Source organism: Vibrio sp. V31_P5A7T61 (assembly GCF_009904895.1).
GTDB lineage: Bacteria > Pseudomonadota > Gammaproteobacteria > Enterobacterales > Vibrionaceae > Vibrio > Vibrio metschnikovii.
Genome location: NZ_WXWI01000046.1, coordinates 24,195 through 41,623 on the forward strand (window position 1 = coordinate 24,195; position 17,429 = coordinate 41,623).

Here is a 17,429-nt window from a genome sequence, read left to right on the forward strand (position 1 = left end):
CCTTTAATATGCTCTGATTGTTGATTTCTTATTCGAAAAGCTAAATTGATGGAATAAATGGCGTATTCTTACCGTAAAACTGATGATGATTTACGATTTAAGCAAGCCGTTTAGGGGATAATACTCGCCTTTGGTTGGTGTGCTTGACTGGATTTGGCTTGTTTCATTTAACAAGATTCCGTAGTATGGCGGCTCTTTTTTTAAGCTTGAGTTGTACGATGAAAACCGAAATTTATAAAGAGTTCATGTTTGAAGCTGCCCATCATTTACCTCATGTGCCTGAAGGGCACAAATGTGGTCGTTTACATGGGCACTCTTTTTTAGTTCGTCTTTATGTCGCTGGAGAAGTCGATGCTCATACCGGTTGGTTGATTGACTTTGCGGAGATCAAAGCGGCGTTTCAACCGATTTATGATCGTTTAGATCACTACTATTTAAATGACATTGAAGGATTAGAAAATCCGACCAGCGAAGTGTTAGCAAAATGGATCTGGCAACAACTTAAACCAAGCTTACCGCTACTCAGCAAGGTCGAAATTAAAGAAACCTGTACTGCCGGGTGTGTATATACGGGATGATTTTTAGCCAAGCTATGGTGTTAGCTTGGCTAAAGGGTCTAACTCTCTTCCTCTATAAGGATCGTCTGCCCCCCTAGGCTTCGATAAAGGGTGCTTAAGGTTACTCGTTGATGATAGTCGTTTTCCAGTAAAGCGGCTCGAGCATTACGTTCGTTTTCTTGGGCATCCAATAGCGTCTTAATTTCTATAGCACCATGCTGATATTGGCTTTGATAGATACGCATTGCTTCAGCGGCGCTTTGCCATTGCTGAACTAATTTTTCAGCTTGGTACTGATAATTTTCTCGGGCGGATAAGGCATTATCCACATCCTGAAAAGCGGCATACAAGGTTTTACGGTAGTTGATGATGGCCGATTCATACTGTACTTGTGCGATATCTCGCTTTAGCTGCATTTCATTCCAATTTAAAAATGGCAAAGTTAAGTCAGCGCCTAAAGTACCGATAGGATCGCTCAATAGTTTTTTTAGTTCCGTCGATGACCCACCCAGAGCTCCAGTTAGTGTGAGCGCAGGAAAATAGCTGCGGCGAGTACTCTCCTTGGCAGCCAGAAAAGCTTGAAGTTGATACAAGGCTTGTTTGACATCGGGTCTACGTGCCAAAACTTCCGCGGGTATTCCTGCAGAAATAGTAGGCAAGGCTTGAGCGGGTTGTTGATCAATTTCAATAGCGGCTTGTTCAGGATCTTGCTCAAACAAAATAGCTAAGGCATTACTGGCTTGTCGATATTGTTGTTGATAATCACGGTGTGCCGCTTCCAATCCAGCCAGTGAGCGTTTGGTTTCTAATACGGTCAAGCGTGAGGTTGCGCCATGAGTATATTGACTTTGAGCAAGATTGAAGTTTTGGATAGCGTTGTCAATATCTTGCTGACTTAAACGAATTCGTTGTTTTAAATAGCCGATTTGCCAATAGAGTTGAGCGGTGGTTGCCACTAAACTTTGAGCGGTTGCTTCTCGCTCTTGTTGCGTCGCGAGGGCTTTCCACTGACTTTCATCTATTGTCGCTGAAAGCTTACCCCATAAATCCACTTCATAACTGACGCTGATTCTAGCCTGATAGTTGTTAGACGTGTCGCCATGATTGAAATCCTTTGAACGGTTACCGGATACCCCAGCGGCGAGATCGGGAATCTGTTGATCTCTGTCTAAATTCGCGTTTAAGCGAGCCTGTTTTAAAGTGAGCGTCGCCAATGCAAGGTCGTGGTTGGTGGACAGGACGCGCTCAACTAACAGATCAAGCTTAGGATCTTGAAAGTTTTTCCACCACTGGCTTTCCCACACCGTATTGGTTTCTTGTTGAGGCGTGTGCCAGTCAGTGGCAATAAAAACAGAAGGCTCTACAAGATCATAGTGAGCGGAACAGCCAAGCAGTAGCAACATGGATAAAGCTAAGCTGGAATATTGAGTTGCAGGTAACATGTTTACTCCCGGGCAAGCGCATCAATCGGATTTAGCTGAGCGGCATTTTTCGCAGGAAGATAGCCAAATAGAACACCGATTAATGTTGAGCACAAAAAGGCAGAGACGATTGAAGCGGTAGAATAGATCAAGGTAAAACTACTACCGAATGAGGAAAAACCGACGCCGATTAAATAGGCGAGGGCAATTCCGATGATCCCACCACACAAACAAACAAGTACAGCTTCGATAAGAAACTGACGCAAAATATCGTTCTGCCTTGCACCAACCGCCATACGAACGCCGATTTCTCGGGTACGTTCAGTGACCGAAACCAGCATAATATTCATTACGCCAATCCCCCCGACAATTAATGAAATAACGGCGATGGCGGAGATGAGTAAGGTCATGGTCGCTGTTGTTTTTTGAATATTTTGTTGAATGGTGTCGGTATTAATCGTAAAGAAATCTTTAGTACCATGACGCATGGTTAACAAAGAGATAATCGCTTGCTCTGCCGCATCACTAGGAATGTTGTCATCAAGGCGTACAGTGATTCGATTAAGGTGGCTTTGACGCATCATTCGTGCATTAATCGTACTGTAAGGAACCCATATATTGAGAGCGTCGTTATTGCCAAATGCACTCTCTTTCGCCGCAGTCACGCCAATAATTCGGATGGGGAGCTTACCTGCAAAAATGACTTTACCGATGGGATTCTCATCAGCAAAAAGAGCCGTTAATGTATTGTGATCGATGACAGCTTCTTGGGCCAAGTTATCCACACTGGTTTGATCCCAATATTGCCCTTTGGCGAGTTCATAGCCACGGACTCGGAAAAAATCAGGCCCAACTCCTTGTATGGAAGCGGTGACCGATTGATTACTAAATTTGATGATGGCGGAACTATTGACGGTAGGGGTGACGCTATCAATAAACGGCAGTGATTGCAGCGCTTGGGCATCTTCTGCGGTTAACGTTCGAATTCGCCCTGAACGCCGATCGCCAAAGCCAGATCCGGGCATAATATCAATCGTATTGGTGCCCATGGCGGCAATGCTCTCTAAAATCGACTTTTGTGAGCCATTACCGAGCGCTACAACGGAAACTACCGAAGCAATTCCAATGATGATGCCGAGCATAGTCAAGAAGGTTCTTAATCGATGGTTTGACATGGCTAACAGTGCCATTTTTAACGCTTCCCAACAATTGTCGAGCCACTTTTGGTTACGACCGAGAGTTGAGGCTTTGAATGGCGGAGTATGATGGGCATGTGGCTGAAGTGCCGTGTCACTGGTCGAGTGGTTGATACGATCACTGAGAATTTCACCATCTTTGATCTCTATAATGCGATCGGCATATTGAGCTACATGCATATCGTGGGTGACGATAATGATGGTGTGCCCAAGGCTATGAAGCTCTTGCAGCAGTTGCATCATTTCTGAACCACTTTTACTATCCAGTGCGCCCGTCGGCTCATCGGCAAGAATGACATCGCCGCCATTAACGAGAGCTCGAGCCACAGAAACACGTTGTTGTTGACCGCCGCTTAGTTGGTTGGGCTTATGATCCAGTCGATCGGCTAGTCCTAATCGTTCCAGTAGTTTGCGTGCTCGTTCATGGCGAGTCTGTTTATCGTAACCAGCATAAATAGCTGGGATTTCGACATTTCCTAAGGCGTCTAAATCCCCTAATAGGTGGTAGCGTTGAAAGATAAAGCCGAAATATTCACGGCGTAGCTCAGCCAGTTGATCAGAATTCAGTTGTGAGGTGTTTTGTCCATTCACCCAATATTCACCACAACTTGGGGTATCTAAGCAACCTAAGATATTCATTAAAGTCGATTTACCTGAACCAGAAGCGCCAACTATGGCAACCATTTCACCTCGTTCGATAGTTAGATTGATCTCTTTTAAGACAGTGAGCGTCTCATCGCCAGAAGTAAAGTGGCGGGAAACATTGACTATGTTTAATAAAGCTTCTGACATTAGAAACGCATCCCCGGTGGGCTCATACGACGGCTCGTGTTGTTATTGAGTGTATTTGGCATGCCTAAAATCAGTGTTTCGCCTTCATTAAGTCCCTCAAGAATTTCCACATTGACTTTATTATTGAGGCCGATTTTGACATCACGAAATACGGCTTGGTCATTTTCTAATACAGGAACTTGGTAGCGAGGCTTTGGTCCTGGCTGTCTGATCAGCACTTGAGCGGGGATCAATAGTGCGTTTTCTGAGCGGTGTAAAACAATGGTGACTTGAGCCGTCATACCGATGCGTAATAGCCCATCCGGGTTATCAATATCAAACAAACCATGATAGTAAATGGCCTCATCATTACTGATAGAAAGGTTACTGTCATTGCCAGTCATTAATGTTGGGCCGGGTTCAATAGCACGCAATGTACTGGAATAACGTTTATTCGGTTGACCTAGAATAGTGAAATAGATCGGTAATCCCGGAGTGACTTTAATGATGTCGGCTTCGGATATTTGAGCTTTTACGGTCATGGTATCGAGTACTGCTAGCTCAATAATTGTCGGGGTAGTTTGATTGGCATTGACGGTTTGGCCTTCTTCAACGGCACTGTAAACCACCGTCCCATCCATTGGCGCTCGGATGGTGGTGTAATTGAGGTCGAGGTTGGCGCTATCTACGCTAATTTTTGCTTGTTCTTGCTGAGCTTTGAGTTGTTTAAGTTCTGCAATATACACAGCAAGCGATGTCTGAGCGGCTTCGTAATCCGCTTGTGAGCTAGCGTTTTCTGCCAGCATGGCTTTTTGTCGGTTAAACTCAGCTTGAGCTTGACGAATCAATGCCTGTTTGGCTTGGTATTGGGCATTTAAACTGTTCAATGATGCTTGGGCTTCTTTGAGTTTATTCTGTTGGGTCAGGTTGTCGATTTGAGCCACTAAATCACCTTGTCGAATAGGGTCCCCTAAATTGACCGCCAGTGTCTCAATTTGACCTGATACCTGCGCGCCAACCGCCACTAGCTTTGAAGCTTGTAGCATTCCGGTAGCAAGTACGGTTTCTTCGATGTTACCGCGCTGAACGGTGTCGGTAACGTAGGTTGTCGCATTTTTTTTGGGGTACAAGATATAACCCACTGCGATAAGAATAAGAATGACGATCAAAAACGTAAGCGTCGTTTTTTTAGTAATAGAGAATGACATGGTAAAAATGAACCAGCATATAAAAGAGAATGATTATCACCATTTATAACGTTATCTGGAGATAAAACAAGCGGCGGTTCGGTAAAGCTAAGTAAAGATGGAGAAAGGGAAAATAAAAAGCCTGATGCATAAGTATCAGGCTTGGGAAGATCAATCGTTGAGGAAGATTAGCAGATCACTTTAATCGCTAATCCACCTTGGGAGGTTTCGCGATATTTAGCATTCATATCTTTACCTGTTTCAAGCATTGTTTCGATCACTTTGTCTAAAGAGACACGGGGAGCCGATGAACGACGCATCGCCATACGAGTGGAGTTAATCGCTTTCACGGCAGCAATCCCGTTACGTTCGATACAAGGTACTTGAACTTGCCCTGCAACCGGGTCGCAGGTAAGACCTAGGTTATGCTCCATAGCAATCTCTGCGGCCATACACACTTGCTCAGGACTGCCCCCGAGGAGCTCAGCTAAACCAGCCGCTGCCATTGAGCATGCTACGCCCACTTCACCTTGACAACCCACTTCAGCTCCAGAGATAGAAGCATTACGTTTGTACAAACCACCAATAGCGCCTGAGGTCGCAAAGTAACGAATGTAATCTTTCTCGGTTACGGTTTGGATAAATTTGTCATAGTACGCTAATACCGCTGGAATAATGCCACAAGCCCCATTAGTTGGTGCTGTTACCACGCGACCGCCTGCTGCGTTTTCTTCATTAACGGCAAAGGCGTACATATTAACCCAATCGACGACCGCCATCGGATCATTGGTGGTTTTTTCAGAGGTTAATAATTGCTGGCGTAGTGCAGCGGCACGGCGCGGAACACGCAAAGGCCCCGGCAAAATGCCTTCAGTATTGAGACCACGTTCCATACACTCACGCATGGTGCGCCAGATATTGGCGAAATAAGTACGAACCTCTTCGTCTGAATGAAGGGTTTTCTCATTAGCCATCACTAAAGTGCTGATAGAAAGGCCATGCTCTTGGCATTGAGCAAGAAGTTGTTCGGCACTCGTGAATGGATAGGGAACTTGGACTGGAGATTCAATCTCTTTACCAAAATTTTCTTCATCGACAATAAACCCGCCACCAATAGAGTAATAGGTTTTTGAGTAGACAGGATTATCATCAACCCAAGCGTGAATTTGCATGCCATTTTCATGTAATGACAAATTACTTTTATGAAAATTCATGCCGCCTTCACGAGGAAAATCAACGGTATGGCAGTGCATGCCAACAGGAAGGCGCTCCGTTTCAGTAACGCGAGCAATAAAGCTTGGAATCGCATCGATATCGACTTTTTCTGGGGTATTACCCGCTAAGCCCATAATAATGGCGATATCCGTGTGGTGACCTTTCCCTGTCAGTGATAATGATCCATAAACATCCACGGTGATTTTAGTGATGTCGCGCAACTTTCCCATTGCTCGTAAATCATCAATAAATTGTTTACCCGCTTTCATTGGGCCAACCGTGTGTGAGCTCGACGGTCCGACACCAATTTTATAGATATCAAATACACTAATCATATTGATTGCCTCAAAAGTAAGCCCCCCTTAGTGAAGGGAGGCTTTTATTGTTATATTTTACCTGTCTAGTTTGAGGTTACCGCGTGGTTGATCACGCTATTCTTCAAGCTTCAGGTATCTTTTCACTCATACGCGGATGTAGAGATTAAAGAGCGCCGTAGATTACAGAACTAATCGCGGCAAAACCACAAATAACTGTGAATATTTGTACGGGTAGTTTAGTTTTAAACTTGGCCATCGCTGGCACTTTCTGCATCGCAAAAACCGGTAAAATGAATAGGATAGCAGCAATCATTGGTGCGCCCATGGTTTCTATCATACCTAGGATGCTTGGGTTAACGATTGCAACAATCCAAGTGGTCAGTACGATGAACACGAGCGAGATTTTATCGATTTTACCAACAGACATTTGACTGCGTGATTTTACCAATCCCACTAAACCTTCATGAGCACCTAAGAAGTGACCAAAGTAGCTTGAAGTGATCGCCGCAAGTGCCACGATAGGACCAAGATAAGAAATCAGTGGTGATTCATGCACATTGGCTATGTATGAAAGCACACTGATGTTTTGCTCTTGTGCCATGATTAACTGCTCAGGTGTTAAAGACAACACGACTGAGAAGACGAAAAACATCACAAATCCCATTAACATCATTGCTGCGCCAGCAGTGATCATATCGGTTTTCACGACCGCATGCTCACCGTGCTCTTGACGTTGTGATTTAGTAAATTGGCTGATGATTGGACTGTGGTTAAAAGAGAACACGATGATAGGAATAGCTAACCAGACAATCAGCGGAACGGTAGACCAATCTGGAGAGGTTTCGATCATGGAAGTGTTCCAATCAGGAATAAGGAACACAGATAAAGCCAGTAGAATAAATACCAGAGGATAAACCATCGCTGAAGTGGCTTTGAGCATTAACTCTTTACCAAAAACAACGCCAGCGGTCATTAATGAAATTAACGCGCCAGAGAGTAACCAGCGAGGAATGGATTCCATACCAAATTGGTGAACGAGGAAAGAGTCGACGGTATTAGTAATCCCGACGCCGTAAATCAGAACAATAGGGTAGATGGCGAAAAAGTAAGCAAAAGTGATAAGGTTGGCGCCAGTTTTACCAAAGTGTTCTTCTACGGTATCGGTGATATCAGAGTCAGTGTTACTTGCAGAAAGAACAAAGCGAGCGAGACCTTTATGGGCAAACCAAGTCATTGGTGCTGCGATGAGCGCAAGAATGACAAGCGGCCAAAAGCCACCCGCACCAGCTTTGATTGGCAGAAAAAGAACGCCAGCACCGACGGCGGTACCAAAAAGGGAAAGCGACCATACAAAATCTTTATAGGTCCACTTGCCAGTGGATTGTGTGGCTGATGTAACCGTTGTGGTTGTATTCATGTTTAATTTACTCATTTTGGGAACAGGAAATAAGTCGAGCGCAATTTTGCAGGTTTTTTTACAATAAAAAATAGATCTAAATCATGAATTGTTTGCGCTTGTTGAATGATATGTCAAAAACCCCTGATTGATCACGAAAAAACTGTGCCACATGTGGGAATTGTTAATGGTTGGGTTGGTTAAGGTTATTTGAAGGTGTCATTTTATGATAAACCAGCAAGGCAAACGATTGCTTTTTTGAGTAAAAATAGGTCAGTGATAATATGAGGTGTACGTAAATTAATCATTTCAAAGGCTATCTATCACTATTAATGTGTTTTTGCAGTGCTTGGATGATTTGTGCTGTCATACCCCATATAAAATGATGTTTATATGGTAAGGCGAAGACTTTATGCAGGGAGTTTTTTATTAAAAAGGTATTACTGAGTAAATGTTTTTGATCGAAAAGATAAGCGGCTGGAACCTCGAAGACTTCTTCGACTTCGTTAGTATCAATTGACATTTCATAACGGGGATCAATGAATGCAATCACTGGTGTCACCGCAAACTGGCTGATGGTCACAAGCTCAGGCAATTGACCGAGGATCTTAATGTATTTGGCTTCTAATCCGATCTCTTCGTGCGCTTCTCTTTTGGCCGTTTGATAAAGTGTGCCATCGCTCGCTTCATATTTTCCACCTGGGAAGCTAATTTGTCCAGGATGATGCTTAAGATGGGCGGCGCGTTTAGTTAAAACAACACTGAGCCCTTGTGGCCGTTCGACAAACCCGACCAATACCGAGGCCTTTCTTAATGAGGCTGACTGTAAGTGAGCTGCACGGTTGAGTGACTGGGCATGGTAACCAACGGGGGTTTTGAGTAAAAAATCTTGCATCAGTTGTTGTTTACTGATCATGCCTCGTTCTCCTTAGGTAAAAGGTGTCCGATGGAATCATCCACCCTCATCGGTTTGCTTAATCATCATGTTCATTTACGACTTGAAGTGATAGTCGTGTTAGCGTCCGAATCACAGCGTAGTTCAATGCTGAGAGTAATCGATGGATTGGCCGCTTAGCTGCAACTCCAAGTTGTTTGATATCTCTTATAAATTTAGCCTATTGTTCAAGAATTGGCAGAATACGGCTGAGTTTATCTAACGTTTCTTGATATTCGGCTTGCCATTGACTGTCGGCGACGATACCACCACCGGCCCAAGCGTAAATTTTGTGTTGATGCGCCACCAAAGTCCGGATAGTAATACTGGTATCCATTTTGCCATGACGGCTGATATAACCAATTGAACCGCAATAAGCGCTACGTCGATGTGGTTCCAATTCTTCAATAATCTGCATCGCTCGGACTTTTGGCGCACCAGTAATCGATCCACCGGGAAAGCTTGCACGCAGTAAGTCCGTCGCTTGATATTGCTCATCAAGTTGGGCGCGAATCGTACTGACCAAATGGTGCACTGCAGGAAAACTCTCGATTTCAAAGAGCTTAGGTACATGCACACTACCTGGTTTAGCGACACGACCAATATCATTACGCAGCAGATCGACAATCATTAAATTCTCAGCTTGATCTTTGGCGGCTTGCGCGAGCTCATTAGCTTGTGCTTTATCTTGTTGAGGATCTTGATGGCGTGGTCGAGTGCCTTTAATCGGTTTAGTTTCAATCACTCGTTGATTCACTTGCAAAAAACGCTCAGGAGAGACACTAAGAATCGCGCCTTGTTCTAAGCGAATGAAAGCAGAAAAGGGCGCAAGATTGCTCTGTTCTAGCCGTTGATAGGCAAGCCATTCACTACCTTGATAATCAGCACTAAAGCGTTGCGCTAGATTAATTTGATAGCAATCACCGGAAAGTAAGTACGCTTCGATTTGATTGAATTTCTGCTGATATTGTTGAGCACTCATGTTCGATGACCACGCACTGGTCAATTGAAAGTTTTGTTGAGCAGAAGGCTTAATTGAAGCAAACCAAGCCTGAGCTTGCTCAATATTGATGCCAGCCCAGCAAGCAGTTTGTTGTTGGTGATCGACGATCAATGCCCATTCATAAAGACCAATCGCCATATCTGGCATAGCAATGTCGTGTTGTGCTTGTTCTGCTAATGGTTCTATCCGACGCCCTAAATCATAGCCGAAATAGCCCAGCGCGCCGCCGACAAAAGGCAACTCACTGTGATAAACCTCAGCGGGTAAATAGCGTTCTTGCAGCTCGGCTAGCAGCGTAAAAGGGTCTTGTTGTGATGATATCACACCACTCGGTTGCTGAATGGTGGTATCGTTACCGACAGTGACTAGGGTCGCAATGGGATTGGCGACCAAAATATCAAATCGGCTATCGATATGTTGGGTCGAAGCAGAGCGAAGTAGCATTGCCCATGGTCGCTGCTCAATGCGATTAAAAAACTGTTGAGCGAGATCGGTTTGGTAAGTGATGGGCTGCACTTGAATAAGTTTTTTTTCTTCAACGTTCATTTGTGTAATTTGTGACAATGGGTCACTTCACTGCGTAGCACATAGAGGAAAGCAAGAGTATCATAAAAGCCTGAAAGAAAGCTGTTTCTTGATCTTAGCGCTTAATTCAGTCGTTTGTTGCCCTTTGGCTTTACTGACTTTACCTTGTGCTTTCGGTTTCAGCTAGTGAACACATAACAATAATGAGGCATGCAATGACGGTAATTCGCCAACAAGATGTGATCAGCAGTGTCGCTGACGCATTACAATACATCTCTTACTACCATCCCCTTGATTTTGTCCAAGCGCTAGAACAAGCCTACCATCGTGAAGAGAGCCAAGCCGCTAAAGATGCGATTGCGCAAATCTTAATTAACTCGCGTATGTCAGCAGAGGGTCACCGTCCTATTTGTCAAGATACCGGTATCGTCACTTGTTTCGTTAATATCGGTATGGCTGTGCAGTGGGATTCTACCGATATGACCGTACAGCAGATGGTGGATGAGGGGGTTCGTCAAGCTTACACCAACCCAGATAACCCTTTACGAGCGTCGGTACTGATGGATCCTGCGGGCAAACGGATCAATACCAAGGACAATACCCCTGCCGTAGTGCACATTAATATGGTCCCGGGTGATAAAGTAGAAATCCAAATTGCCGCCAAAGGGGGCGGCAGTGAAAACAAAACCAAAATGGCAATGCTTAACCCTTCTGATGATATTGCAGAGTGGGTGGAAAAAACGTTACCGACCATGGGAGCCGGCTGGTGCCCACCAGGTATGCTCGGTATTGGTATTGGTGGCACGGCAGAAAAAGCGGCAGTGCTGGCCAAAGAATCTTTGATGGAACATATTGATATTCAAGATCTTATTACGCGTGGCCCACAAAATGCTGAAGAAGATCTACGTTTAGATATCTTCAATCGAGTCAATAAACTCGGTATCGGTGCTCAAGGGTTAGGCGGTTTAACTACGGTGGTTGATGTGAAAATTAAATCGGCACCGACCCACGCGGCTTCTAAGCCAGTGTGTTTGATCCCTAACTGCGCGGCAACTCGTCATGTGCATTTTACATTAGATGGCAGTGGCCCTGCAGAACTCACCCCACCTAAGCTTGAAGATTGGCCACAAATTACTTGGCAAGCGGGTGCGAATACCCGTCGAGTGAATTTAGATACGGTGACTCGTGAAGAGACTCAGCAATGGAAAACCGGTGAAACCGTATTGCTGTCGGGTAAAATTTTAACCGGACGTGATGCGGCGCATAAACGCCTACAAACTATGCTACAAAACGGAGAGAAACTTCCTGAAGGCGTTGATTTAAGAGATAAATTCATCTACTACGTTGGCCCTGTTGATGCGGTTGGCGATGAAGTCGTAGGGCCTGCGGGACCGACAACCTCAACTCGCATGGATAAATTTACCGATATGATGCTTGAAGAGGTGGGCGTGATGGGCATGATTGGTAAAGCCGAACGTGGCCCAGTGACCGTTGAATCGATAAAGAAAAATAAAGCAGTCTATTTAATGGCCGTTGGCGGCGCGGCGTATCTTGTTGCTAAAGCGATTAAGAAAGCGCGCGTTGTCGCTTTTGAAGATCTCGGTATGGAAGCTATCTATGAGTTTGAAGTGGAAGATATGCCAGTCACGGTTGCAGTGGATTCGACCGGAGCCAACGCTCATCAGATTGGTCCGGATACTTGGCGAGTCAAAATTGCTGAAGCTACTCAGCAGAGCTAAATAAATGTGTGAGCAAATTGAGCTCAAGTGACTATTAGGTGTAGCATAACGCTACACCTTTTCTTTATCTGGTCTATGCATATCTTGTTGTGACTATCGAGGAACAATCGCCATTGACAAACGGACTATCAGTGCGATTTAAAAAGTAGTTCAGGATGAGAAATAACCGATAACCAGTATTGTTAATAGAGTTTCAGAGGAGAAACCATGCCACGTTTTATTCGATTGCTACAAATCGTCGTTGCTATCGTATTAGCCGCGTTATTAAGTTATGACCTGATTTTTCATGGTCTTTCTATTTTTTACAGTAAATATGTTATTACTAGTTGTGTTCTGTTTGTTTTGCTACAAATAAGCTTATTTGTCATTTACAAACTGATTGAAGACGATTAATTATCTTGATCTAAAATGGCAACATTTACTGAGGGAACCCACAAGCTATGCAGCGAATCAGTCAAGAGGTGAGTGCACTTCTGCACCGAGGTTTAGACGCCCATGTTCGTCTTGCGGTCACTGGTTTATCGCGAGCAGGTAAAACTGCGTTCATTAGTTCGTTAGTGAATCAACTGCTGCATACGGCCACGCATGATCAGTTACCTTTGTTAGCCGCGGCGCGTGATAAACGGATTATTGGTGCTAAGCGTATCCCACAAAGTAATCTTATGGTGCCTCGTTTCAGTTACGATCAGGCGATGGAACAGCTTCATGCTGATCCGCCAAACTGGCCAGTACCTACCCGCGATGTCAGTGAAATTCGTTTAGCGATTAAATATCGCCCGCATAAACGCAGTAAAAAATTACTGGGCAGCACGGCAACCTTGTATCTGGATATTATTGATTACCCTGGTGAATGGTTGTTGGATTTACCACTGTTAAATTTGGATTTTTATACTTGGTCGGCTCAGCAGTTTAATGCGTTACATGGTCAACGTGCAGAGTTAGCGAAACCTTGGTTAAACGCGATAGATAAGCTTGATCTTGAACAAGAAGCGAATGAAGCGCAATTGGCCGAGATTGCTGCGCTTTATACTGACTATCTTCATCAATGCAAGTTGCATGGTTTGCATTGGGTTCAACCGGGACGTTTTGTATTGCCAGGAGAACTTGCGGGAGCGCCGGTGTTGCAGTTTTTTCCTTGTCGTCATGTTGATCCACAAAATAAACCTGCAAAAAACTCGATGTTAGGATTACTGCTCTCACGCTATCAAGAGTATCAAAATAAGGTCGTTAAGGCGTTTTATAAACAACACTTTGCTACGTTTGATCGGCAAATTGTTTTGGTCGATTGTTTATCGCCTTTAAATGCGGGTCATGAAGCGTTTTTGGATATGCGTTGTGCGCTAGAACAGATTATGCACAGTTTTCGTTATGGTCGCAGTGGCTTACTCAGCCGTTTATTTTCACCGAAGATTGATAAAGTGCTTTTTGCGGCCACCAAAGCCGATCATGTGACGCCTGATCAGCATCCGAATATGGTGTCATTGCTGCAGCAGATGATTCATCCGGCTTGGCAACATGCCGCTTACGAAAATATTGAGATGCGTTGTATCAGTCTTGCGTCGATTCGAGCGACTCAATCGGGCTATGTTGAGAGTCATCATCAAAAAATTTCGGCTATTCAAGGGATCGATGTGCAAGGGCAACCGATCACTCTATACCCCGGAGATGTCCCGAAAAAACTGCCTCATCCTGACTATTGGCAGCATCATCAGTTTAAGTTTATTGCTTTTCGTCCTATGCCGAGTCTCGACGATCAACCTTGTCAGCACATTCGGATGGATAAAGCATTAGAGATCTTGATTGGGGATAAATTGACATGACGGATTTAAAAAATCAGCAAATTTTTAATCAACCACTCAAGCAAACCGAGCCTGAACCAGTCATCGCTGCATCTGCGACCTTTAATGATCAGCAGCGGTTTATTATCGAGTCAAGCATAGCGCCGGAAACCGAATTAGAGAGCCAGCTTGAACAAGTCATTCGTCCTAAGCGGAAGAAAAAATGGATGGTAGTGAGTCTATTGATTGCTTTTTCTACCTTACTCGGTTGGCAAGCAATAGAGAGTATTTATACCGCGATCCAATCGGCTAACTGGCTTGATCTGGCTTGGGTTATTTTGTTGACGCTCTTAGCGAGCTTGGGTATTGGGCGTTTAGGGAAGGAGCTGTGGACACTGCGTCGCTTACGTCAGCATTTTTCTGTGCAAGAGCAAGCCGAGCAATTGATCCAGCAAGATGGGCTAGGGCAAGGACAAGCTTTTTGTACGATGCTAGCCAATAAAAGTCACACTAATTTACATAGTAGTGCTTATCAACGCTGGTTGAAGAGTATTGATAATAGCCACAGCGATGCTGAAATCATCGAGTTATATGATGCGATGGTGGTCAATGAACAAGATAAACAGGCCACTCAAATCGTCTCACGCTATGCCACTGAAGCCGCCGTATTGGTAGCGATCAGTCCTTTAGCCTTAGTGGATATGTTATTGATCGCTTGGCGTAATTTTACGATGATTGATCGTTTAGCAGACGTGTATGGCATTGAGCTTGGTTATTGGTCTCGTTTACAGCTATTTAAAGCCGTATTAGTCAACATGGCGGTTGCAGGAGCGAGTGAATTGGCCATTGATGCTAGCATGGATCTGTTATCGATGGATCTGACTAAAAAACTCTCTGCTCGTGCAGGTCAAGGGCTCGGGGTTGGGCTACTGACCGCTCGGTTAGGTCTAAAAGCCATTTCGCTACTTAGGCCATTACCGTGGCAAAAGAATCGAGTGGTTAAGCTGAGTGCAATACGTAAACAAATCGTGGCAAAAATTACTGCTTTGGTAAGCCAATAATTCGCTTTATGAAGCGCATTGTTGGCTTGGTTACAGAAAGTATTGGGGCAAGTCAGAGGATTTAACGAGAATCACTTGACGCTGTGCTGAGGTTGATAGAAACTACTGTCAACTTTTCGTGACACTTTCTGCTTAGGATAACATTCAGTGCGTCTAGAAGTCATTTGTGAAGATAGACTCGGCTTAACCCGAGAGCTTCTTGAGATCCTCGCTTCAAAAAAAATCGATTTGCGAGGTATCGAAATTGATGTGATAGGCATTATTTATCTTAATTGCCCAGATATTGATTTTGATACTTTCAGTGAATTAATGGCGGAAATTCGCCGTATTTCTGGCGTCAAAGATGTTCGTAAAATTCAGTTTATGCCGATGGAACGTCATAATACTGAACTGATTTCCTTGCTCAATAATCTACCCGATGCCGTATTAGCGATTGATTTAAAAGGCTTTGTCGATATGGCCAATCAAAGTGCCTTAGCACTCTTGAATAAGCCCAGTGAGGAAGTGATCGGAACGCCCATTTCTCAAGTGTTACCGCTGTTTAATTTTTCACGTTGGGTCGATGGCAGTAAAGCACCGATTCGTGAAGCGGTTGTGATTGACGGGCTAGACTATACCATGGAGCTAATGCCAGTTTATATTGGTAATTCAGCCCATGATGCCACGTTGGCGAGCTCGATGATGATCTTACGTTCTAAGGTCACCACAGTACACGGCCACGATCGATTATCGATACACAATTCACTAGGTTTTGAGCATTTTGTTGGTGTATCCAATCGCCATAAGGCATTGATAAATCATGCTAAAAAATTAGCTATGCTCGATCAGCAGTTATTAATTGAAGGTGAAACGGGGACCGGAAAAGAGATGCTCGCTCGAGCTTGTCATCACCGTTCTCATCGCTCTACCGCTCCCTTTTTAGTGTTAAGCTGTGCCTCTATGCCGGATGATGTCGCAGAAACGGAGCTTTTTGGGCATGCTCCGGGCTCTTTTAATCATCAACAAGGGCATAAAGGGATTTTTGAACAAGCGAACGGTGGCACGGTATTTTTAGATGAAATTGGCGAAATGAGCCCTCATCTACAGATCAAATTGTTGCGCTTCTTACAAGACGGAACCTTTCGTCGAGTTGGCGAAGAGCATGAAATTCATATCGATGTCCGCGTGATTGCCTCTACTCGTCATAATTTGGCCGAATTGGCTGATTCAGGCACGTTCCGGGAAGATCTTTTCTATCGACTGAATGTATTAACCTTGCGTATTCCAGCACTACGCGAGCGTCCTAGCGATATTCAACCGCTTTTGGAGCTCTTTGTAACCAAACACAGCCATAAATTAGGCATGGTGAAACCGCAATACGCCGAAGGTTTAGTGGATCAGTTAATGCAATATCCATGGCCAGGTAACATACGCCAGTTAGACAATATGGTGTTGCGTGCGTTGACAGAAATGGATGGCGAACAATTGCAGGTCGATTATTTTCATTTGCCAGCGGTAGACAGTAGCGGCTTGAGCTTATCGACGGTAAACCTTGATGGCTCGCTTGATGACATTATGAAAGACTATGAATCACAAATTTTAGACAAGCTTTACCAGTCGTTTCCATCCAGTCGAAAACTCGCTAAACGTTTGAATGTTTCACATACCTCAATAGCCAATAAGTTACGTGATTATGGGATTAGGAAACGTTAATGGCTAAGGGAACAACAGCGATGTTGGTCAGTGATGGGGAGATTCTTGTACGCAGTGCTCAATTAGCGGATGCTAAAGCACTGGCTGATTATTTTGTGACTAATCGTGATTATTTAAAACCGTGGGAACCTCAACGCGAAGCGGCTTTTTTTGAAGTTACCGGTTGGCAGCAGAGATTAATCAAACTGGAAGAGTTGCATCGTTTAGCTCTCGGATACTATTGCTTAATCATTGAGGTGAATAGTCAACAAATTGTTGGCACGATTTCGTTCAGTAACGTCACGCGTTTTCCCTTTTATGCTTGTCACGTTGGCTACTCGTTAGCCGAGTCTGCCCAAGGGCGTTATATTATGACTCGGGCACTTCATATGGCCTGTGAATCTTTGTTTAAACAACAAAATATGCATCGTATTATGGCGGCTTATATGCCAACGAATCATCGCAGTGCTGCGGTACTTGAGCGAGTTGGCTTTATCCGAGAAGGGTTAGCCAAAGATTATTTATTAATTAATGGTCAATGGCAGGATCATGTGCTGGTTTCGTTGATTAATCCAAACTGGCAAGCCAGTACTTCAATCAATCGATAAGTCACTTTTCATTCGCCGTTTATTTAGGTATCTCATTTTATTTATTACCA

At 44.2% G+C, this 17,429-nt stretch carries 14 protein-coding genes; 7 read left to right on the top strand and 7 right to left on the bottom strand.

Annotation, left to right across the window (positions count from 1 at the left end; genetic code table 11):
- Positions 1-218 precede the first annotated feature (218 nt).
- Positions 219-578, top strand: a complete 360-nt coding sequence (gene queD, locus CAG58_RS10100) for a 6-carboxytetrahydropterin synthase QueD (protein ID WP_004395344.1) — start codon at positions 219-221, stop codon at positions 576-578.
- Positions 579-616: 38 nt separating this feature from the next.
- Here queD and CAG58_RS10105 read toward each other — a convergent pair whose 3' ends face one another.
- The 7 genes from CAG58_RS10105 to pabB all read right to left on the bottom strand — a co-directional run bounded on the left by CAG58_RS10105 (position 617) and on the right by pabB (position 10,543).
- Positions 617-1,999 carry an efflux transporter outer membrane subunit gene (locus tag CAG58_RS10105; protein WP_161426504.1) on the bottom strand — a complete coding sequence of 461 codons (1,383 nt, stop codon included), beginning with the start codon at positions 1,997-1,999 and terminating at the stop codon, positions 617-619.
- Between the two features lie 2 nt (positions 2,000-2,001).
- On the bottom strand, positions 2,002-3,966 hold the full coding sequence (locus CAG58_RS10110) for a MacB family efflux pump subunit (RefSeq protein ID WP_161426503.1): 1,965 nt from the start codon (positions 3,964-3,966) through the stop codon (positions 2,002-2,004).
- Positions 3,966-5,153: an efflux RND transporter periplasmic adaptor subunit gene (locus CAG58_RS10115; protein ID WP_161429703.1), complete on the bottom strand. Its 1,188-nt coding sequence runs from the start codon at positions 5,151-5,153 to the stop codon at positions 3,966-3,968. Before CAG58_RS10115 ends, CAG58_RS10110 begins: the two co-directional genes overlap by 1 nt.
- Positions 5,154-5,320: 167 nt before the next feature.
- Entirely contained in the window at positions 5,321-6,682 is a 1,362-nt protein-coding gene (locus CAG58_RS10120) for an L-serine ammonia-lyase (protein ID WP_040904335.1), read from the bottom strand.
- A 145-nt stretch (positions 6,683-6,827) separates the two neighbouring features.
- Positions 6,828-8,081: an aromatic amino acid transport family protein gene (locus tag CAG58_RS10125; protein WP_161426263.1), complete on the bottom strand. Its 1,254-nt coding sequence runs from the start codon at positions 8,079-8,081 to the stop codon at positions 6,828-6,830.
- 295 nt (positions 8,082-8,376) lie between these two features.
- Positions 8,377-8,976 (bottom strand): CoA pyrophosphatase, encoded by a 600-nt coding sequence (locus CAG58_RS10130; protein WP_040904333.1) that lies wholly within the window; start codon positions 8,974-8,976, stop codon positions 8,377-8,379.
- A 199-nt stretch (positions 8,977-9,175) separates the two neighbouring features.
- The gene (gene pabB / locus CAG58_RS10135; protein WP_161426118.1) at positions 9,176-10,543 is read right to left on the bottom strand and encodes an aminodeoxychorismate synthase component 1; all 1,368 of its coding nucleotides are present in this window, start codon (positions 10,541-10,543) and stop codon (positions 9,176-9,178) included.
- Between the two features lie 194 nt (positions 10,544-10,737).
- Here pabB and CAG58_RS10140 point away from each other — a divergent pair, with 194 nt between their 5' ends.
- From CAG58_RS10140 to rimJ, 6 genes are all read left to right on the top strand, one after another.
- Positions 10,738-12,261, top strand: coding sequence for a fumarate hydratase (locus CAG58_RS10140; RefSeq protein ID WP_161426117.1), 1,524 nt, complete (start codon positions 10,738-10,740; stop codon positions 12,259-12,261).
- 207 nt (positions 12,262-12,468) lie between these two features.
- A complete protein-coding gene (locus CAG58_RS10145; protein WP_040904331.1) occupies positions 12,469-12,654 on the top strand; it encodes a hypothetical protein in 186 nt (61 codons plus the stop codon).
- Positions 12,655-12,701: 47 nt separating this feature from the next.
- Positions 12,702-14,081, top strand: a complete 1,380-nt coding sequence (locus CAG58_RS10150; protein ID WP_161425582.1) for a YcjX family protein — start codon at positions 12,702-12,704, stop codon at positions 14,079-14,081.
- A complete protein-coding gene (locus CAG58_RS10155; RefSeq protein ID WP_161425581.1) occupies positions 14,078-15,100 on the top strand; it encodes a YcjF family protein in 1,023 nt (340 codons plus the stop codon). Before CAG58_RS10150 ends, CAG58_RS10155 begins: the two co-directional genes overlap by 4 nt.
- A 147-nt stretch (positions 15,101-15,247) precedes the next feature.
- On the top strand, positions 15,248-16,792 hold the full coding sequence (gene tyrR, locus CAG58_RS10160; RefSeq protein WP_161425580.1) for a transcriptional regulator TyrR: 1,545 nt from the start codon (positions 15,248-15,250) through the stop codon (positions 16,790-16,792).
- Positions 16,792-17,379: a ribosomal protein S5-alanine N-acetyltransferase gene (gene rimJ / locus CAG58_RS10165; RefSeq protein ID WP_040904330.1), complete on the top strand. Its 588-nt coding sequence runs from the start codon at positions 16,792-16,794 to the stop codon at positions 17,377-17,379. The genes tyrR and rimJ overlap by 1 nt, the downstream gene beginning before the upstream one ends.
- The last annotated feature ends 50 nt before the right edge of the window (positions 17,380-17,429 follow it).